Genomic DNA, 26,866 nt, shown 5'->3' with positions numbered 1-26,866 from the left:
GGTGATCGCCCGCTGGGCTATGGTGAAATTGCCCCGACGTAGGTGATGTCGTAGTTCGAATTGTTGGCGTTGGTGACGCTGCCCTGGTTGATGGCATACGTCCCGGCATTGTTCCCGGCCGCACGAGTGAGGCTGCCGGCCAAAGCCACACCGGCGCCGAGGTCAGAGACGGTGTAGCCATAGGACGAGGGATTGGCATCGCCATAGATCTTTCCCTGGCCCGGCGTCACCGTCACCGTCACCGCGCGCTTGCCGATGGTGAGAAGGCCCGCGCTGTTGTAGGCGAAGCCATAGCCGCTCAACGCCGCGAGGTTGCCGGCGCTGACGGTGATTGCGTAGGATCCAGCGCCTACTTGCGTGTTGCTGGGCGGGTTCACGGACGTCACGCTTGGGCCGCCGCTGAAGGTCGTCGTGGCGGCATCGCCGAGATAGGCACCGATCACGCCCGCCTGGTAGCCCGCCACCGAATAGGTCAGCGGCGGCAGGGCAGTGTCGCCATAGGTCTTCGTCGCATTGTTGGACGTGAAGGTCAGTGTCGGCTGATAGGCAAAGACGTAGCGATTGCCGGCCGCGCTCACCGCTGCGCCGGCCGTCGTGTTCCAGATCGCCGTGTTGCCGCTGTCCAGATTGCCGAATGTGTTGCCGGTCGGGTTCGCCGCATAGACCAGCCAGCGTCCGCTGGTGGCGGTGACGGCGTCGCTGCCCCGGTTGTTGATGAACAGGCCGCCAGCGGCCAGCACCGGACTGGTGCCACTGACCGTCGCGTTCGCCGCGATGGTCAGGTCGCCCGTTGTCTGCAGCTTGATGGAACCTGTGGCATTGAACCCGCTCGTGCTGACGCCGCGGGCGCTGGAGGCGCTCGCGACCGTCAGGCTTGCACCGTCGCGCAGATCGACCGAACCGATATTGCCGGCGACGGTGCCGATCTGGTTGCCGGCGCCATTGACCGCGAACGAGCCGGTGCCGCCGAGCCATAGGGAGCCGGCTGTGATGGCGTTGCCGGTCGCGCCTTGGGTCACCGAGCCGTCCGATGACAGCGCCAGGGTGCCGGTGCCGACCGAGAGTGCCTGATTGAGGGCGAAGGTGGTCGCCGCGGTTTCGATCTGGCGGTTGGCAAAGGACAGGCTGCTGACAGAGGTCGATCCTGCCGTGGAAGCATAGGCGCTGTTCAGCGCCGACAGCGAAGCGATCGAGCCGTCCGCCTCGTCGAGGCGCCAGTCGCCATAGACATTGAGGTTCGAGACATTGCCGCCGGACAGGCCGGTCCGGAACGTCACGCCGTTCCTGGCGCCCGAGTCTGCGTCGGCAACCGTGTAGGCAAGCACCGCGTTCGGGACGGTGCCCGTCGGCAGAACGAGGTAGTAGTAGCCGTTGACGCCAGTTGAGACAGTGCCGAGCTTCACGCCGACGGAAACGACAGACACAAGTCCGGGATTCTTTGTGTAATAGGGCTGGCCGGTGCCGGAAATCAGCGGTGTGTTGCCGCCATCCTTGTAGGCAATTCCGGAGATCGCCTGGGCGCCATTCGGATAGAAGCTTTTCAGATAGGGATAGAGGCCACCGGTGCCGCCGCCATAGGCGGCGCTGAGACCGCTCGCGCCGCCATTCTGGAGGCTGGAGGTCGACAGGCCGACGACATTGACCGACCCGCCGGTGGTGCCGCCGCCGATCGCGGGCTTGGCGGTGGATGAGGTGTTATAGGGGCCGGATGTCGATGTGTCATACGCGCCTGTGACTGTGCCATCATAAAGATTGTTGCCGATAAACGCGCCGACAAGCCATCCGCCGCTGACCGCACCGGTCGAATAGCTGTCGGTTATCCTGCCGCCACTGCCGACAAACGAATAGCCATAATTCGATCCGACGAGGCCGCCGACGGCGGCGCCGCCACTGCCGACATCGACGGCACCCATGGCGTAGACGCGATCGATGGTTCCGAAATAGTTGTAGCCCACCGCGCCGCCCGCGGTATTGGTGTCGCGCGCGTTGACGACGACCGTCGAGAAGCTGTCGGACAGTGCGCCATCATTTTCGCCGATCAGGCCGCCCGAACTGGAACCGTACTGCGTCGTGAACAGCTGGCCGGTCGAATAGCTTTGGGTCACCGTGCCGGCATTGAAGCCCACGATCCCACCAAGTGTCTTAAATCCTCGGACCGTCACATTGGTGACGCCGACATTCTGGACAAAGCCGCCCGCGCCGACATAGCCGAACAGGCCGACATATTGGGCGGCGGACTGCGTCACCGACAGCCCATCGACGGCGTGGCCAAGGCCGTCGAAGGTCCCGGTGAAACCGTTGCCGCTGTTCTGAATATTGCTGTTGCCGTCGGTGCCCAGCGATATGAAGCCGAGGCCGCTGTTCCAACTGGACGTGGCGCTGGCATCGATGTTCTTCGCCAGCGCATAGCGGCCGGTCAGGCCACTGTTGATCGCCTGCAACCCGTTGACATCGTAGATCAGTGTGTAGCTCTGGCCATTGACCGACAGCGCCTGCGCGCCTTGCGTGCCGGTGAATGTCGCCGAGGCGCCGAGCGCATAGGAGATCGTGCCGCCAGTGCCGCCATTGTTGGTGACCAGCGACAGGCCACCGACGCCCCCGATCGTGGCGTTCGCGTTGAAGACGATCGAATGATAGGCGCTGAGCGTCAGCGTGTTGGCGCTCCAGGCGATCGGCGCGGCGATGGTGATGTCGCCGGCCTGCGAACCGCCGCTGCCCGTCGATATGGTGACGTTGGCCAGCGCCAGTTGGTTCTGCAGCGTGGTGACATTGATGACGCTGTCATTGGTGTTGGCGGTCATGCTGCCGCCGGTATTGCCGGCGGCATTGGAGATGGTCACGTTGTAGGGGTCGAGCAGAAGATCGCCGGTGTCGCCGAAGCGGGCACGCAGGTCGACGGAGCCGGTGAAGTCGAGGCGCTGCTTGCCGGAGACTTCGGCAAAGCCACCATTGCCGCCGTCAGCCCCACCTTGTGCCGAGATATTGCCGGCGAACTTGGTCTGCTCGTCCGACCAGACGATGACAGTGCCGCCATCGCCGGTGCCGGTCGCGCTGGCGTTGATCGTTGTATTGGCATCGACGTCCGTCGTCGATGCGCGTTGCAGCGTGCCGGAGCCCTGCTTGTCGCCGCCGATCTTGATGGTACCGCCGCCATCCTTGCCCGAAGCATCGACCTTGGCTGCCTTGAGCTTCACCTTGCGGCCGGTGACCGTGACCTTGCCGCCTTTGCCGCCGGCCTTGGCCGAGGCGTCGAGCGTGCCTGTAATCTCGACGGATCCCTCATCACCACCAAGCACGATGGCGCCGGACTGGCCTGACACGGTGCGTGCCTCGACAACGCCCGACATGTTGACCGCCTGGCGCGCCGCATCGCGCACCGCCGCCGCTTTGAGCTCGACCGTCCCGCCATCCGCACTGATAGTACCGGAATTGCTGACCAGCGCGTTGCTGCCATCCGCCTTGGTGGGCACGGAAACTTGCAAGAAGCCGTCGCCGGAAAGATCGAGCGTCGCCCTCTCGCCCGAGCCGAGCCCAACCTTGCCCAGCGGCACGCTGATCGAGCCGGCATTGTCGACGCTGCCGCCGATCAGGGCCGCATAGCCGCCACGGCCGATGCTGATCGAGCCCTGGTTCGAAACCGTGCTTGAGGCTCCATTGCCCTCGAATTTGAGATTTCCGGCCTTAAAATCCTCGTCGCTGATGTCGAGCGAAGACGCGACGAAGCCGGCTGCACTCACCTTGCCGGTCTTGGAGATGGCGATGCCGTTGGGGTTGACGAGGAAGACCTGGCCATTGGCGTTGAGCTGACCGGATATCGTCGATTTGGTGCCGCCGGTGACGCGGTTGAGCATCGTCGAGGACGATGTCGGCTGGTCGATGTTGACGGTAGCGCCCGCACCGATCGAAAAACTTTGCCAGTTGACGATGGCCGAGTTGGTCGACTGCTTGATGCTTAGTTGCGAGGATGACGGGTTCGAGATGATGACGCCGCCCGACGCAACGCTGCCGCCCGTTGGCAGTTCCTGCGCCCGCGCCGAGGTGAAGCCGATCAACGCCGTCGACGTCAGCAGCAGCGCCATCAACGGCGGGCTGGTGCGATTGACGCGGTGTGGTGAGTGGCTTCGCATGCTCACGCCTCAGAACTGGATGGCGCCGGCGAGCGAAAAGCGATCGCTGGTCGGCACATGGTCGTCGCGATGCTGGCGCCCCCATTCCAGGGTCAGGCTGGCATTGGTGGCATCGCCCGCAAGCGCCGTGCCGACCTTCAGGCCAAGCCCATAGGATGCGCCGACAATATCGGCCGTCTCGAGCACGGTCGGCATTTCGAGATGGACCTGCCCGACGGCGCCGAAGACATAGGGCGACAGCGAGACGATGCCGCCGGTGAACGGCATGTACCAGGGCGAGGACAGCTCGCCGCGCAGCACATAGCCGGAATCGCCCTGCAGGGCGCCGGCGTCGAAGCTCGACAGGCCATTGGGGCCGGTGAGCCCGATCTGCTCGGACTGCAGTAGCGGCTTGCCGAACGAGGTCTGCGCACGGGCGTAGAGATCGAGGCCGAGATGGGTGGCCAGCGGCTGGCTGTAGCTGGCCGAGACCTCGAGCTTCGGGAAGTCGGCATCGGCCCCCTGGCGCGACAGCGGCAGCAGCGGCGTGGCGTCGGCGGCCGAGCGCGCGCCGAGCCCGTCAATACCGAACGAGGCCACGACATTGCCGGTGAACACGCCGCCGAGCGGCGTGAACCAGGTTGCGTCCGTGCCGAATCTGATGATGCGCAGCCGATCCTCGGCGATCGGCAGCGAGATCGGCGTCACTGCATTGAGAAAATCGTTCTGCGCGTCGAAGGAGAGTTCGCTGCTGACGGTCAGCTCGCGGCTGCGGATCCAGGGATAGCGAAGCCTCGCCGAATAACGCTCGAATTCACTGCCAAAACCGAGCGTGCCGGGCTCGGCGATCGGGTTGGCGCGTGTGTGGGTGGCCTCCAGATTGAGCGTCAGCCCGTCATAGCCGATCGGCACGACGATGCCGGCGGCATAGTTGCGGTTGCGCGGGGCATCGGTGAACAGGCCGCTCTCACCGCCATCGGGATAGCCGCCGATGCGCACATAGACGAGTTCGCCGAGACCAAGCAGCGAGTTGAAATCGACGCCGACGCCTGTCGACCAGCGCTGCAGCGACGGCGACAGCGAATTGTCGACGGTGGCCTGGCCGCCAAGCGGACGATATTTGCCGTCGATGACCAGTACGCTGGCGCCCTTCGCGGCGCCGGCCTGCAAGGTCGAGCGCAGCCTGGCGCCCGGCGTGTCGCCGGCCAGAAGCAGCTTGCGCTCGATCGCCGACAGCTTGATGCTTTTCTGCCCGACCAGCGGCGCCAACGTTGCCTCGACCCGCCCGCGTATGCGCTCAGGCAGGTTGCTCGTGTCGATCCGTTCGAGATAGCCGTCGACAACGACGAGCCTGAGCCTGGCACCGTCGTTGAGTTTCTGCGCCGGCAGCACGACCCGAACAAGCGCGTAGCCGGCGCGGCCATATTCGGTCTCCAGCGCGCGCGCCGCGGCAAAGATCTCCGCCGCCGTCACCGTACGATGGGCGAGGCCCGAAACGATCTTGCGCGTCGCCTGGGCCATGTCAGGCAGGCCGCCTTCGACGCTGACATCCCTGAGCTTGACCTTCAGCTTCTCGGCGCCCGCCGGCGCCTGGAGGCCGAACCTTCCGGGATGGAGACGCCCACCGTGTTGGCCTGCGGTGGCGGCCGGAAGCTTGGCGGCGTGATCTGGCTGGCGGTCTCGGCGAACGCACTGGCCTGAACCGACAGACATGCCGAGGCGGCCAGCAGGATCAGCCATGTTCCACGCACCGACGGCCCGCCCAAGACAGGCAGGCCGTCGGCATTTTTGCCAATCGCGATCTTTTTCCGATAATCCACTCAGTCACTCGCATTTCGAAGTAGAACGCGGCAAAGCTTCGCCGCCGCGCGATGTCTTATCGCTCGTCAAAACCACGGCTGGTATGCACTCTTGTCCGAAAGGCGTGCCCCCGCCGGTCGGATGAGGCGGAAACTATGCCTGGCCCTGATGAAGGTCAATTCAACGAGCGGCCGTTCGGCTGACTATTATTGGGAGGGGTTTTCCAAGTCATAGCAATCGGTTAGCAGATTGAACCATAAGCCCGTCGTCGTGGATGCGTGTCTCGGCAGGCCCTGTTCTCCGTAATTGGTACGTCTGGACACAAGTGTTGAAGGCTGGAAAATGGGGAACGCAAATTCGCGATACGAGTTGATTCAAGAGATCAGGAGATCCGCGCTGAAACTGGAAGACATAGCGGCCCATCCGGCCTTGCACCGCTACGTTCAGGAACAGTCGCAGTCCCTGATCCGCATCTATGAGGAAACCCCGCGACTGGCTTCCATCTTTGCCACGCAGCAGCGCTGGCTGATGGCCCATGTCGGCCTTGCCATGCACTTCCGGCGCGACCCGAACGACCGCCGCAAGGAGCTGACCGTATCGCGTTTCATCGAGGTCGTGCACAAGAACGCGGTGGCCAGCCGCAACACGGCGGACGCTTTCATCAAGGAAATGCTGCACTACAACATCGCCGAGTATGTGGCGGGCGGCGACGGCCGCACGCATCCCCTGCAACCGACGGCGGCGACAATCGAGAGATTCACCGGCTGGGTGATCGCCCATCTGCGCACGCTTGACCATGTCGATGGCGGCGACCGGCTGGCAAGGTACCTGGACCGGCCCGACATGCTTGCCACGCTGCAGCCGTTGATCGCTGACGGCCTGCTTGCCTCAGAGCCGGTGCGCGAACCCAACCAGACCTTTTCCCTGTTCATCTGGCTCAACAATGGCGGTATCGTCATGGATTGGCTGATGTCCGGCATCGATCCGGACCATGCCGGCCTGGAGCGGATTCCGACCAGCGTGGTTTCGATCGGCGACTTCGCCAAATGGCTCAAACTGTCGCGCACCCATCTCGGCCGCAAACTGCGCACCGCCGAGGAACTCGGCAGCATTGGCTGGCTTGGCCAGCGTGGCCATTCGGTGATGTGGGTGTCGCACAGGTTCTATGAGGAATACATGACCGTGCAGGCCGCCAAGCTGGCTGTCGTCGACAACGCCTTCAAGGCTTGTTTTCCGCCATCGCAAGGCGGTGGCTGAGCGGCGCCGCGCACGGAGCGCTCACGCAATTCGCTCCCACTGTACACATTCACCCACTATTGACGGCCGGCGTCTGGACACGAGCCGCGAAGGCTGAAATTGTATTTTTGCGTCTTCGCGACAAGGGGGCTTTTCGCAGCGGGGGAGAATGGCGCTCACGTTGGAAGAAATTGCCGGCCATCCGGCATTGCATCGCTGTGTTCGCGTCCAGGCGACGGCGATGAACCAGACCTATGAGACGAATCCGCGGCTTTCCTCGGTGTTCGCCACGCAGCAACGCTGGCTGATGGCCCATATCGGCCTCGCCCTGCATTTCAGGCGGGAGCCTGACGACTATCGCATGCAACTGACGGCGGCGCGCTTCATCGACGTGATCCGGCAGAATGCCGTGGCCAGCCGCAACACCGCCGACGCCTTCGTCAAGGAAATGCTGCACTACGGTTTCATCGAATATGTGCCCGCAACCCAGGACCGCCGCATCCGCCCTCTGCAGCCGTCGGTGGCCTCGCTGGAGCCGGTTACCCTGTGGCTGCTGGCGCATCTGCAGACGCTGGACAGTCTCGACGGAGGGAACCGGCTCGCTGTGTTCCTGGCCCGGCCGGACGCACTCGCCATGGTGCAGCCACGGATTGCCGATGGCTTGCTGTCGTCCAATCCAGTGCGCGAGCCCAAGCGGACCTTTTCCTTGTTCACCTGGCTCAACAATGGCGGCGTCGTCATGGACTGGCTGATATCGAGCGTCGATCCCGACCATGCCGGCCTCGATCGGATCCCGACCGGCATCGTCTCGATCGGCGATTTCGCCAGATGGCTGAAACTGTCGCGAACCCATTTGGCCCGCAAGCTGCGTGATGCCGAAAATCTCGGCAGCGTCGGCTGGCTCGGCCAACGCGGTAACTCGGTGATGTGGGTGTCGCGCGACTTCCATCAGGAATACATAACCGCCCAGGCGGTGAAGCTGGCCATTATGGATACCGCCTTCGCCGACGCCTTTGGTCCGACGGCAGGCCGCTGACCGGTGCGGCATCCCCCGTGCGGGGGATGCACGAATTCGTCATGCCCGCTAGCACTCCAATGCCCGCTATGCGCGCGGCGCTATGATTGGAGAGGGACCCAAATGAAAAGACGGTACGAAAAACCGACGCTGGACAAGCGCGGAAAGCTGTCCAGCGTCACGGCGGGATGTGGGTCTTCCGTCTGTCTCACTTGACGCTCGACAAGCTTGATCGACACTGACCCGAGGCACGCCTCGGCGCCTCAGTCGATGTCGAACGAGACGCCTTGGGCAAGCGGCAGCGCCTTCGAATAGTTCACCGTATTGGTGGCGCGGCGCATATAGGCCTTCCACGCATCGGAGCCGCTCTCGCGGCCGCCGCCGGTTTCCTTTTCGCCACCGAAAGCACCGCCGATCTCGGCGCCCGACGTGCCGATATTGACGTTGGCGATGCCGCAGTCCGAACCATCGACACCGAGGAAACGCTCGGATTCCTGCAGGTCGCGGGTGAAGATCGACGACGACAGGCCGGCACCCACCGCATTGTGCTCATCGAGTACCGCGTCGAAATCCGAATATTTCATCACGTAGAGGATCGGCGCGAAGGTCTCTTCCGTCACCGGCGAGACCTGTTTCGGCATTTCGACCAGCGCCGGATGCACATAATAGGCATCGGGGTGGCCGTTCTCGACCCGCGTGCCGCCGGTCACCTTGCCCCCATGGGCGGCTGCTTCCTTCAACGCCTTCTGCATGGCGTCGAACGCCGCCTTGTCTATCAGCGGTCCGACCAGCGACGACGTCTCCAGCGGATTGCCGACCGAAACGCTCTGATAGGCCTTCTTCAGCCGCGGCACCAAGGCATCGTAGACGCTCTCATGCACGAACAGGCGCCGCAGCGTCGTGCAGCGCTGGCCGGCCGTGCCCATGGCGCCGAAGGCGATGGCGCGCAGCGCCATGTCGAGGTCGGCGGTCGGGCAAACGATGCCGGCATTGTTGCCGCCGAGCTCCAGCACGGCGCGGGCAAAGCGCTTGGCCAGGCGCGGCCCGACATCCCGGCCCATGCGGGTCGAGCCGGTCGCCGAAACCAGCGGCACCTTGGGGTGGTCGACCAGGATTTCGCCGACGGCACGGTCGCCGATCAGCACCGGCGCCAATCCTGCCGGTGCGTCCGCGCCGAAACGCTTCACAGCGCGCTTAAAGATCGCCTCGCAGGCAAGCGCCGTCAGCGGCGTCTTCTCCGACGGTTTCCACACCACCGCGTCGCCGCAGACCAGCGCCAGTGCCGCATTCCACGACCATACCGCGACCGGGAAATTGAAGGCCGAAATGACGCCGACCACGCCGAGCGGATGCCAGGTTTCCATCATGCGATGGCCAGGACGCTCGGTGGCGATGGTCAGACCGTACAATTGCCGGGACAGACCGACGGCGAAATCGCAGATGTCGATCATCTCCTGCACTTCGCCGAGGCCCTCGGACGGGATCTTGCCGACCTCGATCGACACCAGCCGGCCAAGCTCGGCCTTGTGCGCACGCAATTCCTCGCCGAGCAGCCGCACCAGTTCGCCGCGCTTCGGGCCCGGCACCAGCCGCCAGGACTGGAACGCCTTGTGCGCGGCATCGATGGTCTTGGCCGCATCGGCCGGCGATATCGTCTTCAGCGCCGCGATCTGTTCACCCGTCACCGGGCTGCGCACGATCAGGTCGCCGCCAACCAGCGTGTCCTTGGCCACACCCAGTTTCGCCAGAAGCTCGGCCGTTTCCTTCGCTATGGTCATTTTTATCCCTTTCAGATCCCATCATATGGCGGTCGAAGCCTCGCGCCATGTCGCCCCGCATGCCGAAAGGCACTTCAGGCGCAGTCATGGCGTGGCCTTACTCGTTTCAGGGGAAAATCGCCACCCGGCATGGTCCAAGGCCAAATTACACGATTGATCCAGGCGACACGATTGAACCAGAGGGGCAAACGCGGCTCAGTTGGCCTTTTTCGCCGGCGCGCGCACGGCACCGTCTTTCATCAAACGGTCGATATGCATGCGGATATGGGCCGCTTCCGCTGCCGTGTTGGCAAGCGCGATGGCGCGGTCGAAGGCGACCCGCGCCTCCTCACCTCGGTCGAGCTGCATCAAGAGCCCGCCCTTGAGGCCGAAGAAGTGGAAATAGCCGGAAAGCCTGTCTTCCAGCGGCTCGATCATGGCAAGCGCGGCTTCCGGGCCGCGCACCTTGGAGACCGCCACCGCGCGGTTGAGCGTGATGACTGGCGACGGCTGCATCTGTTCGAGCAGGCCGTAGAGCAGGTCGATCTCCACCCAGTCGGTGTCCTCGGCCTTCTCTGCCCGCGCATGCAGCGCGGCGATCGCCGCCTGCACCTGGTAGGGGCCGGGTTTGCGATGACGCAATGCCTTGTCGACCAGCGCCAACCCCTCGTCGATCATCTTGCGGCTCCACAGGCCGCGATCCTGGTCCTCGAGCAGAACGATCTCGCCATCTTCGTCGAAACGGGCGGGTGCGCGTGCATGCTGCAGCAGAAGCAGCGCCGTGAGCCCCATGATCTCCGGCTCGGCCTGGAACAGCCGCAGCAGCAGCCGGGCGAGCCGGATCGCCTCTTCGCACAGCGGCGCGCGGGCCGGCGCCTCGCCGCTGTTGGTCGAATAGCCTTCGTTGAAGATCAGGTAGACCATAGCAGCGACAGCAGCGAGCCGCTCCGACCGCTCGACCGCGCCCGGCGTCTCGAACGGCACGCCGGCGTCCGCTATGCGTGCCTTGGCGCGGGTGATGCGCTGCTCCATGGCGCTCTCGCCGACCAGGAAGGCGCGCGCGATCTGCTTGACGGTGAGACCGGAGACTATGCGCAGCGCGACCGCGATCTGCTGCGTTGCCGGCAAATCGGGATGACAGCAGATGAACAGCAGCCGGCAAAATGTCATCGCGGTAATGTGCCCCGTCCAGCCGCTCGGCGATGTCGCTCTCGGCATCTTCCAGATCGGAAATCTGGTCCTCTTCCGGCATCGGCGCCTGCTTGGCGCGCTTGCGCACCGCATCGATGCCGCTGTTGCGGCCGACAAAGATCAGCCAGGCCGCCGGATCGCGCGGCGGCCCGTTCTGCGGCCAGTTCTTCAACGCCCTGAGGCAGGCATCCTGGAAAGCTTCCTCCGCCGTGTCGAGATCGCGGAAATAGCGCAGCAGCGCGCCCATCGCCTGCGGGCGGGCAGAACTGATCGCCGAGCTGATCCAGGCAAGTTCGGTCATACGGCCACCTTGGTGGGATTGAACACCGAGACCGGCCGGATCTCATAGGAGCCGCCGCTCGGGTTGACCTCGGAGAGCTCACGGGCGAATTCGACGGCCTCGTCGAGATCGGCGCATTCCAGCGTGTAGAAACCGAGGAACTGCTCCTTGGTCTCGGCGAACGGCCCATCGATGACCACCGATTCGCCTTTGACTTTCCGCAGCGTCGTCGCCGCCGTCGTCGGCAAAAGCCGCGCCACCGGGCCGAGCCGGCCGGCCCTGGCGTACTTGTCCTGAACGTTGAGGAGATTGGCCATCACTTCGTCGTCCTGCGCCTTGCTCCAGGAGCTGACGACGTCTTCGGAGGCATAGCATAGGATGGCGTAGAGCATGGTTGGTCCTTTTCTGTATCAAAGGACGAAACAGTAGGACCGATCCCGACACGGCGTCGATAAAAAAATCTGACGTGGCGAGCGCCAATTGTTGCGCGTCACCCTTCGTGCGTTTTCAACCACCTCAACACGAGCGCCTCCTCGTCATCGAGACCTTCTATGGACCGCTTGCGCTTGTTGGCTTCCGCCATTTCGGCCAGCAGCCGCCCTTGCGACCAGGCCTCGAAAACCAGCGGATGGATATAGCATTTGCGGCAGACGGTACGGGTGTTGCCCAGCCGCTCGGCCACTCTGTCGATGACGCTGTTCATCACCCGCTTTTGCTGGGCTTGGGCTTCGGGCAGCTCCGTCTGCGCAAACAGCGACGCGGCGTGGATGGTGCCGCCCCAGGTGCGGAAATGCTTGGAGCTGAACGCATCGCCGGCGGCGTCCCTGATATAGCGGTTGACGTCATCGGAGCGGACCGGGCGCCTGTTGCCGTCCTCGTCGAGATACTGGAACAGCTTCTGGCCGGGCAGATCCTGGGCGCCCCGCACGATCCCTGCGATGCGGCGATCGACCAGCTTCAATTTCCATTCCTTGCCGGATTTGCCCTTGAAGGCAAAGCGCAGGCTCGATCCCTTGATGTCGACATGGCGGTCCCGCAATGTCGTCAGGCCGAAGCTCTTATTGTCGCGCGCATAGGCGGCATTGCCGACGCGGATCATCGTGTTGTCGAGCAGCCAGACGACTGCGGCGACGACACGCTCAAATGGCAGGCCGTGACGGCGCAAATCGCTGTCTATCGTGCGCCGCAGGTCGACCAAGCTTTCAGCAAAAGCAACGAGGCTCGAATATTTGGCGCCGTCGCGCTCCTCGGCCCATTGTGGATGATAGCGATACTGCTTGCGCCCCCGCTGATCCCTTCCAGTCGCCTGGATATGCCCATCGGCATCGGGCGAGATCCACACATCCGTCCAGGCCGGCGGAATGACGATCGCCTCGATACGCGCCCTGGCGGCATCGGAGACCGCTTTCCCGTCCGGTCCTGTGTAGGAAAATCCTTTGCTGGTCCTCAGCCGGCGGATACCAGGCTCGGCATCGCTGACATAGGTGAGTGCGGCATCCCTGGCCGAGCTTTGCGCCCCATTCTTCGGCGCAGCGTCTTCGTCGGTCGACCGGCCGTGCGGCAATCCGGATCTCTGCAGCATGTAAGCTCCACGCAAATATGCGTAGATAAGCTGTTGGCCGACTGCTGGTTCCACACACCGTCTGAAAAGCAGGCGATCCCGAACGTGTTGGCGGCTGGCAGGTTACAGCGCGTCCTGCATTTGGTTCAGTGGAGCCGACAGCCGGCGTCGCACCGCGAGCTTGAGCCTGTAACGCAGGCAGCGCCAGGCCTCAGACCGTCGCTTCGGCGCGGCCGCGGCCACCGCCAGGAAGCGCGCGGCCATGGCCAGGCCACCGCGCGCATAGTGGACGCGGGCAATCTTGAGGGATACAAGCCCCTCCCTGGTCTTGAGCGCCGAGACCGGGATGCTGCAATCGGTGAGTGTGCGCAGTTCCCGGCGCCAATCAAGGAAGCGCCGCACCGGGTTGATCGTAAAACGATCGTCGGAGCGCATCGGCGAGACTTCGTAGACCATCACAGGCTGCTCGATCATGGCCAGCGACGCCGTGCTCATCAGCCGCGCCCAAAACAATGTGTCCTCATCATAGGCCAGCCCGACCGGAAACCGCGTTTGGCCGATGAGGTGCCGCGAAGCAAGCACGCTGCCCACCGCGACGGAGCGAATGTCGCCTTTCACATAGGCCGCAGCGTTTGCCAGACAGCCGGCCTGATATCCGTTCGGCACCTTGATCTGGCGGTCCTGGCCATTCACCCGACGCCGGTAAGCGCCAACGATCATGTCGGCTTTTGGCTGGCGATCTGCCTGCTGGAGCAACGCGCGCAAGCCACTTTCAAGATGCAGGTCGTCAGCGTCGATGAGGTACACCCAGGGGTACAGCACCTGCGCCAGTGCAATGTTGCGCGCGCCACCGGCATCGCGACAATTGGCCGGCAGCACACGCAGCGGCAGAGACAATTTCGCCGCGGCCTGCAGCGCGGCGGCAGCCGTACCGTCTATCGATGCATCATCGACGAGCAGAATCTCGCCGATAACCCCCGCCTCGCTGGCGAGGGACGCCAGCGTTGTAGCGATGGTTTTCGCCGCATTGTGGGCAGGGATGACGACGCTGACCGCTTTCAATACCAAACCCCGCGCCCACGCGCATCAATACTGCGATTATTGGTCCTCTCGAAACCGACTAAAGGGTAGCTGCCACGTCACCACTTGAGAAGTCGTCTTTGTTCATGCCGAATTGTACCAGTGGACCACCTTGCGTGAGCAGGTCCCTTTTCACGCCTTTTCGAGCGCGACGGGAATGACGTCGACAGCCTGCTCGCCGACCTGTCCGCCGGTGGTTTTCAGCACGCCGACGATCGGCGCGACATCGGAATAGTCACGGCCGTAACCGACGGTGATGTGGTCATTGCTGGCCCGCATGCCGTTGGTCGGGTCGAATTCCTGCCAGCCGGCGTCACGCCCGCACCAGACCTTGACCCAGGCATGCATGGCATCGGCGCCTTCCAGTCGGGGCTTGCCCTTGGGCGGGATGGTGCGCAGGAAGCCGCTGACATAGCCAGCCGGAATGCCGAGCCCGCGCAGCCCGGCAATCATGATATGCGAAAAGTCCTGGCAGACACCGCGCTTCAGTTTGAACGCATCGCTGGCCCGGGTCCGCACTGTGGTTGCATCACCGTCATAGGTGAAATCGCGGTGAATGCGGTTGCATAGGTTCATTGCCGTGCCGGCGGCCGAGCCGGCGATGCTGTCTCGTGCGTAGGTGGTGATCGCCGCATCGATGCCGGAGTGAGCGCTTCCCGCCAGAAAATGGTGCGGTGACGCGGACGCCAGCGACCGCACCGCGGCCAGTTCCTGCCGCAGCCGCCCGATATCGGGTGAGACATCGAGCCCGGGCTCCGGCCGCGACACCGAAACGCGGGCGCTCATCCTTATGTCGAGCGCGTCATGCGCATCGCGAAAGGCGATGGAGGTGACGTTGTTGCCGAAGAAATCGGAGAAATCCGACCGTTCATTGGGCGCCGGCGCGAAGGACAGGGATGCGGCGATGACCCGCTGCACGCCTGAAATCGTCGACGGCAGCACGCGGATCTGGTGGCGGCCGCCACCCGCCGCCGCGGCATAGTCGTAATGGAGATGAAGCCTGATGTCGTAAAGCATGCAAACTTTTCTGTCCTGACGCAGGTTCTTGTCGCAAAACCGCGCGACACTTTTGCGGAACCTGCTTAGCCGAAATAGGCCTTGGCGAGGCTGTTGTAGAGGCCTCCGATTTCATAGGCGAGTTCGTCCAGCGCCTTTGCCGTCATGTCCGAAGGCTCCTTGATGGCGATCTGGGTGTTAAGCTGCAGGATCTCTTTCGCCGCAGGCGACATGTGCCCCTCGCCGCCGACCGACGGCAACAGGCCAATCTCGGCCTTCAGCCTTTCCAACTGGAACAGGATCGAGCGCGGATTGAGCGGATCGAGCGCAAGAAGGTCGATCACCGTGCGCCGGCCGGCCTGCACCGGATATTGCCGGCGGTGGGTCATGACGCTGTCGCCGATCTCCAGCATCATGTCCAGCGCGCCGTCCGGCGCCTTGGGGCTGGTCAGCCGGGCGAGCGTACGGGCGATCTGGATGCCCCGTTCCAGTCGCCGGCCGATCTCGAGGAACCGCCAGCCGGCGAAACGGTACATGTTCTCGTGCAGCAGGCCGGAAAAACCGGCGAGCTTTCGCAGGATAACGGTCATGGCCCGTGTCGCGTCGTCGCCCGGCGCCACCGTCGTGGCGAACTGATGGATGGTCTTCGACAGGTCCTTCAGCGCCAGCCAGCCATCGGGCGAGAAGCGGTCGCGGATCTGGCCCGCGCTGTAGACCGCGCTGTCCAGCGTGCCGATCAGCCCCGACGGGATCGCCGTCTCGACATCGATGCCGAACGGTTCGAGATAGTCCCTGATATCGGCCAGCAACGGCATATCCGGATCGGATGTCTCGGCCAGCCGCACATGATAGGCGCGCAGGATGCGCACCGTGTCTTCCGAGCGCTCGATATAGCGGCCGAGCCAGGTCAGGTTTTCCGCCGCGCGGCTGGGCAGGCTGCCCGGCCTGGTGCGGGTGAAACTGTCGCCCTCTTGCGGCAGCAGCGTCTCGCGCTCGACCGGCTTGTCGCTGACCACCCAGACATCGGCCGCCTGGCCGCCGCGCTGCATGGCGATCGCCGTCGGGTCGAGCGACAGGCCGACACGGGCGAACCCGCCCGGCATCACCGTCCAGCCTTCGGGCGTGCGCGCCAGATAGACGCGCAGGCTCGCCGGCCGCGGCTCCAGCCAGCCACCGACAAAGACCGGCGTCGTCGACAGCGTCACCGCTTCCTGGCCGACGAAGGCGCCGCCATCGCGTTCGATGCGCGCCACCAGTTCCGCCCGTTCCCCGGCCGATAGCGCCGAGCCGAGCGTGGTCTGGCCGTCATCCTCGAAGGCAAGCCTTGTCGAGAGCGCCGGACCGACCACCATGCGGTCGATATTGGCAAGCACGTGCGCGCGTTCGGTCGGTTGCCCGCACCACCATGTCGCGACGCTCGGCAAGAGCAACTCCTCGCCGCGCAATTCGCGCGCGATCTTGGGCAGGAAAGCGAGCAGCGCCCGCGTTTCCATCAGGCCCGAGCCCAGCGCATTGACGGTGGATACCGCCCCCTGCCGGATCGCCTCGACCAGCCCCGGCGTGCCGATCTGCGAATCCGAGCGCAATTCGAGCGGGTCGGCGAAGGCAGCGTCGAGGCGGCGCCACAACACGCTGATCGGCATCAGGCCGGAAACCGTGCGTACCATCAGCCTGCCGCCGGAAACGGTCAGGTCCTCCCCTTCGAGCAGCATGATGCCGAGATAGCGGGCGATATAGGCGTGTTCGTAATAGGTTTCGTTGAGCGGCCCCGGAGTCAATATGGCGACGCGGCCTTCGCTTTCCCTGGCCATGCCGATCAGCGCATCGCGGAAGCGACGGAAGAAGCCGGCAAGCCGGTGCACATGCATCTCGCCATAGATATCGGAGAGCGCGCGCGTCGTGGCGACGCGGTTCTCCAGCGCAAAGCCGGCGCCGGACGGCGCCTGCGTACGGTCGCCCAGCACCCACCACTGGCCGTCGGGGCCACGGCCGAGTTCGAAGGCACAGAAATGCAGGTAATGGCCGCCGGCCGGCGTGGTACCCACGACAGGCCGCAGATATTCGGGGCTGGCCGCGATCAATCCCGCCGGCAGGATGCCTTTTTCGATCAGCCGGTTGCGCCCATAGATATCGGCGATGGTTTCCTCGAACAGTTCGGCCCGCTGCACGAGACCGGCGCTGATCGCCACCCATTCGCTGTCTTCGATAAGCAGCGGCACATGCGCCAGCGGCCATTCGCGCTCATTGGCGCCAGCCTTGTCGTAGACCCGGTAGTAGACGCCGGCATCGCGCAGATACTGGTCGGCGCGGGCAAAGCGCTGGCCGAGCTTTTCGGCACCGAGATCGTCGAGTGCCTCGATGAAATGCTTCCACACAGGGCGGGGATTGCCTGCAGCGTCGACCATCTCGTCGACGACGCCGTCGATCGGCTGGTAGTGCTCCAGCAGGCTGTGGATCTGCGGCTTGCCGCGTATCCTTTTGTGATTCCCCTTTGCCATCGCTGATCAGAGTCTTGCCGGCCGCCGAAGGTCAAGGGTCATCGGGAAATCTTCCGCTGGTTGTTCCTCGCGCAGCACATAGCCTGATGGCGTGTGGCCGCGCGGCTCGAAGCGGGCAAGCCGCCGCGCCTCCGCCTCATTGCCATTGACCGGGAAAGTGTCGTAGTTGCGGCCGCCGGGATGCGCGACATGGTAGACGCAGCCGCCGACTGCCCGGCCCGACCAGCGGTCATAGATGTCGAACACCAGTGGCGTGTTGACCGGCAGCGCCGGATGCAGGCCCGAAGCTGGCTGCCAGGCCTTGAAGCGTACGCCCGCCACCGCGACTTCGCGGTTGTCCGTGACCTTCATCGGCACGATGCGGCCGTTACAGACGATGGCATGACGCTCCGGGTTGAGGCCTTCGGTCTTGACCTGCAGCCGCTCGACCGAGGAATCGACGAAGCGCACGGTGCCGCCGATGGCGCCCTGTTCGCCCATGACATGCCACGGCTCCAGGGCCTGCCGCAGCTCCAGCTTGATGCCGGCGTGCTGAACCTCGCCACAGAACGGAAAACGGAATTCGAGCTGCGCATCGAACCATTCGGGACGGAACTCGAAACCGTTGAGCTTGAGGTCGTCGAGCACGTCGAGAAATCCGCCCAGACATGATGCGGCAACATGAACCGGTCATGCAGCGAGGTGCCCCAGCGCACGAAGCGACCGTCGAGCGGGTTCTTCCACGCGCGCGCAATGATCGCCCTGACCAGCAATTGCTGCGCCAAGCTCATGCGCGCATTGGGCGGCATCTCGAAGCCGCCGGAACTCGACCAGGCCGAGCCGGCCGGTCGGCCCATCCGGCGAGAACAGCTTGTCGATGCAGATTTCCGAGCGGTGCGTATTCCCAGTGACGTCGGTCAACAAATTGCGGAACAGCCGGTCGACCAGCCACGGCAAGGGGGCTGCGCCCTGGTCCGGATGCGGCACCTGCGCCATGGCGATTTCGAGCTCGTAGAGCGAATCGTGACGCGCCTCGTCGAAGCGCGGCGCCTGGCTGGTCGGGCCGATGAACAGGCCAGAGAACAGATAGGACAGCGACGGATGCCGCTGCCACTGCAGCACCAGGCTCTTCAACAGATCGGGCCGGCGCAGGAACGGGCTGTCATTGGGCGTCGCACCACCGACCACGACATGGTTGCCGCCGCCTGTGCCGGTGTGGCGGCCATCGATCATGAACTTGTCGGCGCCAAGCCGGGTCAGCCGCGCCTCCTCATAGATCGCCGTCGTCGTCGCCACGCAATCCTGCCAATTGGCAGCCGGATGGATGTTGACCTCGATGACGCCGGGATCAGGCGCCACGCGAATGACATTGAGGCGCGGATCATGCGGCGGGCCATAACCCTCAATATGGACCGGCAGGCCGATCGCCTTGGCCGCATTCTCGGCGGCGGCGACCAGTTCGAGATAATCCTCAAGCGCCTCGACCGGCGGCATGAACACGCACAGCCGCCCATCGCGCGGCTCGACGGAGAGCGCGGTGCGCACCGCGCCGCCGATCTCGGTGATCTCCTGTTCGACCCGGTCCTGCTGGCCGGTCGCGGCGGTAAACGACGCCGCCTGCTGCCGGCGCGCCATCTCATCGGCGCCTTCAAGTTCCGCCGGCGCCGCAGTAGGCAAGATCGCTTCGCGCGCCGGCAGCGGGCCGCGCGGCAGCGACGGATCGACCGGCACGATATAGGGGAACTGCGCCGGCGGCACATAGGGCAGCGTGCCGAGCGGCAAGCGATAACCGACCGGTGAATCGCCGGGTACCAGGAACAGCCGGCCGCGCCGCGTCTTCCATTTTTCCGAGCGCCAGCGCGGCCCCGACGCCTGGCTGTTCCAGCGCTGCACCGGCAGCACATAGCCGGACGGTTTGGTCAGCCCGCGCTCGAACACGCGCGCCATGCGGCTGCGTTCTTCCGGGTCCTCCAGCTTGGAATTGGACGGATCGACATTTTCCGGCAGCTTGCCTTCCTTGAGCAGCCATTCGGCCGGATCCTCATAGGCTTCGCTGACCATGGTCTTGTCGATGCCGAGCTCGCCGGCGATCGCCGTCAGCAGGCTTTCGGCCTGCTGCGGGCCGATACCGGCCGAACTCTTTTCGCGCGCGATCAGCGACGGGTCGCTCCACACCGGCTGGCCATCGGCGCGCCAGTAGAGCGAGAAGGTCCAGCGCGGCAGGCTTTCGCCCGGATACCATTTGCCCTGGCCATAGTGGAGAAAGCCGCCCGGCGCGAAGCGCTCGCGCAGTTTGCGGATCAGCGCATCGGCCTTTTCGCGCTTGGTCGGGCCGACGGCGGCAGTGTTCCATTCGGCGGACTCGAAATCGTCGATCGACACGAAGGTCGGCTCGCCGCCCATCGTCAGCCGCACGTCCCCTGCGCCAAGTGCCGCATCGACCTTGTTGCCGAGCGCATCGAGCGCCTGCCAGCTTTCATCCGAAAACGGCTTGGTGATGCGCGGATGCTCGGCGATGCGGTCGACCCGCATCTCGAAGCCGAATTCGACATTGGCAAAGCTCGCCATGCCGGAAATCGGTGCCGCATTGCGGAAATGCGGTGTCGCGGCAAGCGGCACATGGCTTTCACCGGTGAGCAGGCCCGAGGTCGGGTCGAAGCCGATCCAGCCGGCGCCCGGCAGGTAGACCTCGCACCAGGCGTGCAGATCGGTGAAATCGACCGATGTGCCGGCCGGCCCATCCAGCGCAATGAGGTCGGGTTTGAGCTGGATCAGATAGCCCGACACGAAGCGGGCGGCGATGCCGAGATTGCGCAGGATCTGCACCAGCAGCCAGCTCGGAATCCCGGCACGAGCCCTTGCCGGCGGCCAGCGTTTCCTCCGGCGAGAACACGCCGGTCTCCATGCGCACGATATAGGCGATCTCGCGCTGCAGCCGCGCATTGAGGTCGACGAGGAAATTGACGGTGTTTTTCGCGCTGCGTTCGACGGTTCTCAGGAAGGCCGAGAGCAACGGCCCCGCCGGCTCCGGTGTCCGGTAGATGGCGAGATCGTCGCGGATTTCTTCAGGATACTCGAACGGAAACGTCTCGGCTGACGGCTCGACGAAGAAATCGAACGGATTGTAGACCGTCATGTCGGCGACGAGGTCGACCTCGATCTTCAGCTCGCTCACCGGCTCCGGGAAGACGAAACGGGCAAGGAAGTTGCCGTAAGGGTCCTGCTGCAGATTGACGAAGTGGTTCGCCGGCTCGACCTTCAAAGAGTGGCTGAGCACCTTGGTACGGGAATGCGGTGCCGGCTGCAGCCTGATGATCTGGGGCCCGAGAACCACCGGCCGGTCGTATTTGTAATGGGTCAGATGGTAGACGGCTGCCAAAATTGCCATGGGGCCCCGGAGATCGGCGTTTCAAAATGAATTCGCCGAACCCTGACACATCTGCCGGCCATTCTCCAAGCACAGATGTTGCGGTGCACCTAATTTAAGCAGCCAAAGCTGGCCTAAGGCGCAGCTTAGAAGAACGCCTGGATACCCGTCTGCGCCCGTCCCAGGATCAGCGCGTGCACGTCATGCGTGCCCTCATAGGTGTTGACCGTTTCCAGATTCTGCGCGTGGCGCATGACGTGGTAGCCGATCTGGATGCCGTTGCCGCCATGCATGTCGCGGGCCTGGCGGGCGATGTCGAGCGCCTTGCCGCAATTGTTGCGCTTGACGATCGAGATCATTTCCGGCGCCATCTTGCCTTCGTCGAGCAGGCGCCCGACGCGCAACGATGCCTGCAGCCCGAGCGCGATCTCGGTCTGCATGTCGGCGAGCTTCTTCTGGTAAAGCTGCGTGCCGGCCAGCGGCTTGCCGAATTGCTTGCGGTCGAGACCATACTGGCGGGCGCGGTGCCAGCAATCTTCGGCCGCACCCATCGAGCCCCAGGAGATGCCGTAGCGCGCCCGGTTGAGGCAGCCGAACGGGCCGCCAAGGCCCTTGGCGTTGGGCAGCAGCGCATCCTCGCCGACCTCGACACCTTCCATCACCACTTCGCCGGTGATCGAGGCCCGCAGCGACAGCTTGCCGCCGATCTTCGGCGCCGACAGTCCCCTCATGCCTTTTTCCAGCACGAAGCCGCGGATCTCATCCTTGCCGTTCTCGCCCTTCAACTTCGCCCAGACGACGAACACGTCGGCAACCGGCGAGTTGGAAATCCACATCTTGGAGCCGGAGAGCTTGTAGCCGCTGGCGGTCTTCTCGGCGCGCGTCTTCATGCCGCCCGGGTCGGAGCCGGCATCTGGCTCGGTCAGGCCGAAACAGCCGATCCACTCGCCGCTGGCGAGCTTGGGCAGGTACTTCATGCGCTGCTCGTCCGAGCCGTAGGCGTAGATCGGATACATCACCAGCGACGACTGCACTGACATCATCGAGCGATAGCCGGAATCGACCCGTTCCACTTCTCGCGCGACCAGCCCGTAGGTCACATAGTTGGCGCCGAGCCCGCCGAATTCTTCAGGGATGTTGATGCCGAGCAGGCCGGCATCGCCCATCTCGCGAAAGATCGCGGTGTCGAAGGTTTCGTTGAGGTAGGCGTCCTCGATGCGCGGCGCGAGCTTGTCGGCGGCAAAGGCGGCCGCACCGTCGCGCACCATGCGCTCTTCTTCCGAAAGCTGGTCCTCGATCAGGAACGGGTCTTCCCAGACGAATGCATTCTTGTCGGCGGCCATGGCTTCTCGGTCCTCAAAACGGTGAAGCCCGGCTTATCGGCCCGCGGGCTCAAAAAATCAAACGAAATTGCTTCACGGATCAATGAGCGTTAGGAATGGATCATGAGTGTCCAGCGCCGCCTTTTACCCAACATCAGCGCGCTTGCCGCCTTCGAGGCGGTGGCCCGGCTTGGGTCTTTCACCGCCGCCGCCCAGGAACTGGATCTGACCCAGGGCGCGGTCAGCCGGCAGATCAGGCTGCTCGAAGATCAGTTCGGCCGCCAGTTGTTCGAACGCGACAGCCGCAATGTGCGGCTGTCGACGGCGGGCGAAATCTACGCCGAGGCGGTGCGCTCTGCGCTTGGCCAGTTGCGCGACGCCGCTCTTGGATTGATGAGCAATCGGCATAGTGGCATCCTGAACCTGGCCATCTTGCCGACATTCGGCACTCGCTGGCTGATGCCGATGATCCCCGATTTCGTCGAGAACAATCCCGACATCACCATCAACTTCGTCACCCGCGTCGGCCGCTTCGACTTCGCCAGGGAGAGGCTGGATGCCGCCATCCATTACGGCCTGCCGGACTGGCCGGAAGCGGACTCCACACTTCTGGTGCGCGAAACCGTGGCGCCGGTGGTGTCGCCCGCTTTCCTCGCCGGCCGCGCCATCGCCACGGCGGCCGATATCGGCCGCCTGCCGCTGCTGCACATGGCGACACGTCCTGGCGCCTGGACCGAATGGTTCGAACACCAGGGCCTCAGCGCACCGACCGGCCCCGGCATGCAGTTCGAGCAGTTCGGCACCGCCGCCCAGGCCTGCATGGCGGGGCTTGGCGTCGCGCTGCTGCCGCTGCTCCTCATCGCTGGCGAATTGCAGCGCGGCCAGTTGGTGCCCGCCCCCGGCCAACCCATGCAAAGCCGCAGCGCCTACTACCTCGTCGTCCCGCACGACAAGCGCGGCCATCCGCCAGTCGCCAGTTTTCGCGACTGGCTGCTGGGCCAGCTTGAGAAGGAGCCGGCTGTTCTGGCTTGGTAGGCTACTTCCGCTTCAGCGCATCCGCCAGCGCCGCACCTAACGCACCCTGCTGCATCGGCCGTTCCGGCTGGCGTTGTGGCGCCGGCGAACGCGGTGCCGGCCTGCCGCCACCATTGTCGCGCGGCCCGCCCTTGGATGCACCGCCCTCGCCGCCATCCTTGCGCATGGAAAGCGCGATGCGCTTGCGCTTTATGTCGACATCGACGACGCGCACCTTGACCACGTCGCCGGCCTTGACCACCTCATGCGCGTCCTTGATGAAACGGTCGGCCAGTTGCGAGACATGCACCAGCCCGTCCTGGTGGACGCCGATATCGACGAAGGCGCCGAAGGCGGCGACATTGGTCACTGTACCTTCCAGCAGCATGCCGGGCTTCAGATCCTTGATGTCGTCGACACCGTCGGCGAAGGTCGCCGTCTTGAAGCCGGGGCGCGGATCGCGGCCGGGCTTTTCCAGCTCGGCCAGGATGTCGCGCACCGTCGGCAGGCCGAAACGCTCGTCGACGAAGACGCGCGGATCAAGCGCTTTGAGCGCGGCACTGTCGCCCATCAGCGAACGCACATCGCGCCCGCAGGCGGCGACGATCTTCTTGGCCACGCCATAGGCTTCGGGATGCACCGACGAGGCATCGAGCGGCTCGCTGCCATTGGCAATGCGCAGGAAGCCGGCAGACTGTTCGAAGGCGCGGGGCCCGAGCCGCGGCACCTTGAGCAGATCCTTGCGGCTGGCGAACGGCCCGGTCGCATCGCGATGCGCAACGATGGCGTCGGCGAGCGATGCGCCGAGGCCTGAGACGCGGGCCAGCAGCGGCGCCGAGGCAGTGTTGAGATCGACGCCCACCGCGTTGACCGCGTCCTCGACCACCGCTTCCAGCGAGCGGCCGAGCCTGTACTGGTCGACATCGTGCTGGTACTGGCCGACGCCGATCGATTTCGGCTCGATCTTGACCAGTTCGGCCAGCGGATCCTGCAGGCGCCGCGCGATCGACACCGCGCCGCGCAAAGACACGTCGAGGCCAGGAAATTCCGCCGCCGCCGTCGCCGAGGCCGAATAGACCGAGGCGCCGGCTTCACTGACGATCACCTTCAGCGGCTTCGGCCCGCCATCGGAAGGCATGTCGGACAGCATGTCCGCAACCAGCTTTTCCGTCTCGCGGCTGCCGGTGCCATTGCCGATCGAGATCAGCTCGACCTTGTGCAGGCGGATGAGCTTGGCGAGTTCGGCCTGCGTGCCGCGCACATCGTTCTTCGGCGGGAACGGATAGACCGTCGTCGTTGTCAGCACCTTGCCGGTGCCATCGACCACCGCCACCTTGACGCCGGTGCGGATGCCGGGATCGAGCCCCATCGTCGGCCGCGAACCGGCGGGCGCGGCGAGCAGCAGATCCTTCAAATTGCGGGCGAAGACGTGGATCGCCTCTTCCTCGGCCCGTTCGCGCAGGTCGCGCATCAGATCGAGCGTCAGGTGCAGCGAGAGCTTGATGCGCCACGTCCAGCCGGCGACGTCCATCAGCCAGCGGTCACCAGGCAGACTGCCACCGATGGCATAAGCATTGGCGATCATCCGCTCGACCGGCTTCACCGGCGAGGTGTCATCGGTGTCGACCTCGATGTCGAGCGACAGCACCTCCTCGTTGCGGCCGCGCAGCATGGCGAGCGCACGATGGCTCGGCACATTTGCCCAGCGCTCGACATGGTCGAAATAGTCGGAGAATTTCGCGCCGGCCTCCTGCTTGCCGTCGACCACCCGGGCGCGCATGAAGGCGCGGTCCTTCATGTAGGTGCGCAGCTTGCCGACCAGATCGGCATTTTCGGCGAACTGTTCCGACAGGATGTCGCGCGCGCCTTCCAATGCGGCCTTGGCGTCGGCCACCTCCTCGGTGACATAGGCGAGTGCCGCCTCGGAGGGCACGAGCGCGCGGTTCGCAAGGATGGCCTCGGCCAGCGGCCCCAGCCCGCGCTCCCTGGCGATCTCGGCCTTGGTGCGGCGCTTCGGCTTGTAGGGCAGATAGATGTCTTCGAGTTCCGCCTTGGTGGCCGCCGCCGCGATCTTGGTTTCCAGTTCCTCGGTCAGCTTGCCCTGCTCGCGGATCGAGCCGAGGATGGTGTCGCGGCGGGCGTCGAGCTCGCGCAGATAGGCCAGCCGCTCGGCAAGGTCGCGCAACTGCGTGTCGTCCAGCCCGCCAGTCACTTCCTTGCGGTAACGCGCCACGAACGGCACCGTCGCGCCCTCGTCGAGCAGTTCGATCGCCGCGGCCGCTTGTTCGGGCCGCGCCTTGATCTCGGCCGCGATGATGGCTGCGATGCGCTTGATGTCGGATGCCATGTCGTTCCTGCTCTCATCAAAAGAGCGGCGACCATAGGCGCAGATGCCTGCCCCGCCAACCGCGACGTTTTCCACCGGCGCAGGCGGTCCACAAGAAAGCACGCGGCAAGGAACCGTGCCGGACGGTTCAGACCATCCGGCTCAACGCCTCGAAAAACGCGACAATCTCGGCATCGAGCGGATCGTCGACCGGCACCGGCTGCGACGACATCTTGGCGATGACGACTTCGGTCCTCGGATCGACATAGAGCCACTGGCCGTGGATGCCGATGCCGCAATAGGCCCCGTTCTCGTGTCCAGTCTGGTACCATTTGTTGCGGTAGCGGCCGTTCGGAAACAGGAAAGCCATCGTGCCGCGCCGCCAGGCCTCCGCACTGCCGCCGGTGCTGACCGTGTCGCGCACCCAGGCCTCCGGTACGATGCGGCGGCCATTGGCCATGCCGCCTTGCCGCATCATCTCGCCGATGCGCGCCAGGTCGCGCGGCGTCACCGAAATGCCGCCGGCAGTGCGCGCCGTGCCTTCCATGTCGACGCCGATCGAGGCCTCGCTGACGGCGCCAAGCGGCAGCCACAGCTTTTCGCGCATCAGCTCGGTGAAGCGCTGACCAGACGCGCGTTCCAGCAGCAGGCCGAGCAGGTCGGAATTGGGCGAGCGGTAGCGGAAGGTCTGGCCGTGCGGCTCGGCCAGCCGCTGCAGCGTCAGGATAAATTCGCGCAGGCTTTCTGTGCCGCCGCCCGGGTTCCACAGCGTGGCGCGGCGATAGCGGGCAAAGGCGCTTTCCGGATCGAGATAGGCCTCTTCGAAATCGAGGCTGACACTCATGTCGAGCACGTGCCGGCAACTCGCATCGCCATAGGCCGAGCCTGCGGCTTCCGGGATATACTGCGTCACCGGCGCTTCCGGATCGAACACCCCCTCGCCTTCCAATATCCCGGCGATGATGGCGGTGACCGACTTGCTGATCGAGAAAATGATGTGGCGAGCGCCGAAATCCATATGCGGCGCGAACCAGTCGCCGATGATCTTGCCGCCCTTCATCACGGTCAGTGCATCGGTGCTGGAGCGCGCGAGGAAGTCAGCCACCGTCTCCGGCGCCTTGGCAACCGAGACCTTTTCGCTGAGCAAACCACCGAAATCCCGTGCGGGCGCCTCGGCACCACCCGGTGCCGCAGCCACGCGTGCCGTCGGCACCAGTTCGCCAAGGTTTTGGAACGACCATCGGTTGAACGGGTTTTCGCGCCAGTTGGAAAGCAGCACGTGGTCACGGGCGAAGCCGTAGCGGGTCTCGAACGCGGTCTTGCCGGTCATGGCGTTTC

The 26,866-nt window shown here is 64.6% G+C and carries 14 protein-coding genes and 2 pseudogenes; 3 read left to right on the top strand and 13 right to left on the bottom strand.

The window, feature by feature from the left end; translation table 11 throughout:
- Positions 1–17: 17 nt before the first annotated feature.
- Together AC0V8S_RS11525 and AC0V8S_RS11520 are read right to left on the bottom strand one after the other, a co-directional pair.
- Positions 18–4,127: a beta strand repeat-containing protein gene (locus tag AC0V8S_RS11525; RefSeq protein ID WP_475437739.1), complete on the bottom strand. Its 4,110-nt coding sequence runs from the start codon at positions 4,125–4,127 to the stop codon at positions 18–20.
- A 9-nt stretch (positions 4,128–4,136) separates the two neighbouring features.
- Positions 4,137–5,846: a ShlB/FhaC/HecB family hemolysin secretion/activation protein gene (locus AC0V8S_RS11520; RefSeq protein WP_475437738.1), complete on the bottom strand. Its 1,710-nt coding sequence runs from the start codon at positions 5,844–5,846 to the stop codon at positions 4,137–4,139.
- A gap of 402 nt (positions 5,847–6,248) precedes the next feature.
- On the opposite strand from AC0V8S_RS11520, the gene AC0V8S_RS11515 reads away from it, so the two are divergent.
- Both AC0V8S_RS11515 and AC0V8S_RS11510 read left to right on the top strand, forming a co-directional pair.
- Entirely contained in the window at positions 6,249–7,163 is a 915-nt protein-coding gene (locus tag AC0V8S_RS11515) for a hypothetical protein (RefSeq protein WP_183462707.1), read from the top strand.
- Between the two features lie 148 nt (positions 7,164–7,311).
- Positions 7,312–8,178 (top strand): hypothetical protein, encoded by an 867-nt coding sequence (locus AC0V8S_RS11510; protein ID WP_475437737.1) that lies wholly within the window; start codon positions 7,312–7,314, stop codon positions 8,176–8,178.
- Between the two features lie 242 nt (positions 8,179–8,420).
- Here the strand turns inward: AC0V8S_RS11510 and amaB are convergent, their stop codons facing one another.
- The 9 genes and pseudogenes from amaB to AC0V8S_RS11465 form a co-directional block, all read right to left on the bottom strand.
- Positions 8,421–9,935, bottom strand: coding sequence for an L-piperidine-6-carboxylate dehydrogenase (gene amaB / locus AC0V8S_RS11505; protein WP_475437736.1), 1,515 nt, complete (start codon positions 9,933–9,935; stop codon positions 8,421–8,423).
- A 195-nt stretch (positions 9,936–10,130) separates the two neighbouring features.
- Positions 10,131–11,406: pseudogene (locus tag AC0V8S_RS11500) on the bottom strand (RNA polymerase sigma factor).
- Positions 11,403–11,777, bottom strand: a complete 375-nt coding sequence (locus AC0V8S_RS11495) for a YciI family protein (protein WP_475437735.1) — start codon at positions 11,775–11,777, stop codon at positions 11,403–11,405. Before AC0V8S_RS11495 ends, AC0V8S_RS11500 begins: the two are co-directional and overlap by 4 nt.
- Before the next feature lie 98 nt (positions 11,778–11,875).
- Positions 11,876–12,967: a DNA topoisomerase IB gene (locus AC0V8S_RS11490; protein WP_475437734.1), complete on the bottom strand. Its 1,092-nt coding sequence runs from the start codon at positions 12,965–12,967 to the stop codon at positions 11,876–11,878.
- A gap of 102 nt (positions 12,968–13,069) precedes the next feature.
- Positions 13,070–14,008, bottom strand: a complete 939-nt coding sequence (locus AC0V8S_RS11485) for a glycosyltransferase family 2 protein (RefSeq protein WP_475437733.1) — start codon at positions 14,006–14,008, stop codon at positions 13,070–13,072.
- A gap of 150 nt (positions 14,009–14,158) precedes the next feature.
- Positions 14,159–15,043 (bottom strand): transglutaminase family protein, encoded by an 885-nt coding sequence (locus tag AC0V8S_RS11480; RefSeq protein WP_095199305.1) that lies wholly within the window; start codon positions 15,041–15,043, stop codon positions 14,159–14,161.
- 65 nt (positions 15,044–15,108) lie between these two features.
- Entirely contained in the window at positions 15,109–17,520 is a 2,412-nt protein-coding gene (locus AC0V8S_RS11475; RefSeq protein ID WP_475437732.1) for a circularly permuted type 2 ATP-grasp protein, read from the bottom strand.
- A gap of 6 nt (positions 17,521–17,526) precedes the next feature.
- Positions 17,527–20,887: pseudogene (locus AC0V8S_RS11470) on the bottom strand (transglutaminase family protein).
- Positions 20,888–21,012: 125 nt separating this feature from the next.
- A complete protein-coding gene (locus AC0V8S_RS11465) occupies positions 21,013–22,209 on the bottom strand; it encodes an acyl-CoA dehydrogenase (RefSeq protein ID WP_183462723.1) in 1,197 nt (398 codons plus the stop codon).
- A gap of 102 nt (positions 22,210–22,311) precedes the next feature.
- Here AC0V8S_RS11465 and AC0V8S_RS11460 point away from each other — a divergent pair, with 102 nt between their 5' ends.
- Entirely contained in the window at positions 22,312–23,223 is a 912-nt protein-coding gene (locus tag AC0V8S_RS11460) for a LysR family transcriptional regulator (RefSeq protein ID WP_183462724.1), read from the top strand.
- A 1-nt stretch (position 23,224) separates the two neighbouring features.
- Here AC0V8S_RS11460 and AC0V8S_RS11455 read toward each other — a convergent pair whose 3' ends face one another.
- Complete coding sequence (locus AC0V8S_RS11455; protein WP_475437731.1) at positions 23,225–25,549, bottom strand: Tex family protein; 2,325 nt, start codon at positions 25,547–25,549, stop codon at positions 23,225–23,227.
- A gap of 127 nt (positions 25,550–25,676) precedes the next feature.
- A complete protein-coding gene (locus AC0V8S_RS11450; protein WP_475437730.1) occupies positions 25,677–26,858 on the bottom strand; it encodes a serine hydrolase domain-containing protein in 1,182 nt (393 codons plus the stop codon).
- Positions 26,859–26,866 lie beyond the last annotated feature (8 nt).

The sequence above is a fragment of the Mesorhizobium oxytropidicola genome, from assembly GCF_056174625.1.
This window is presented reverse-complemented; position numbering and strand designations above follow the sequence as displayed.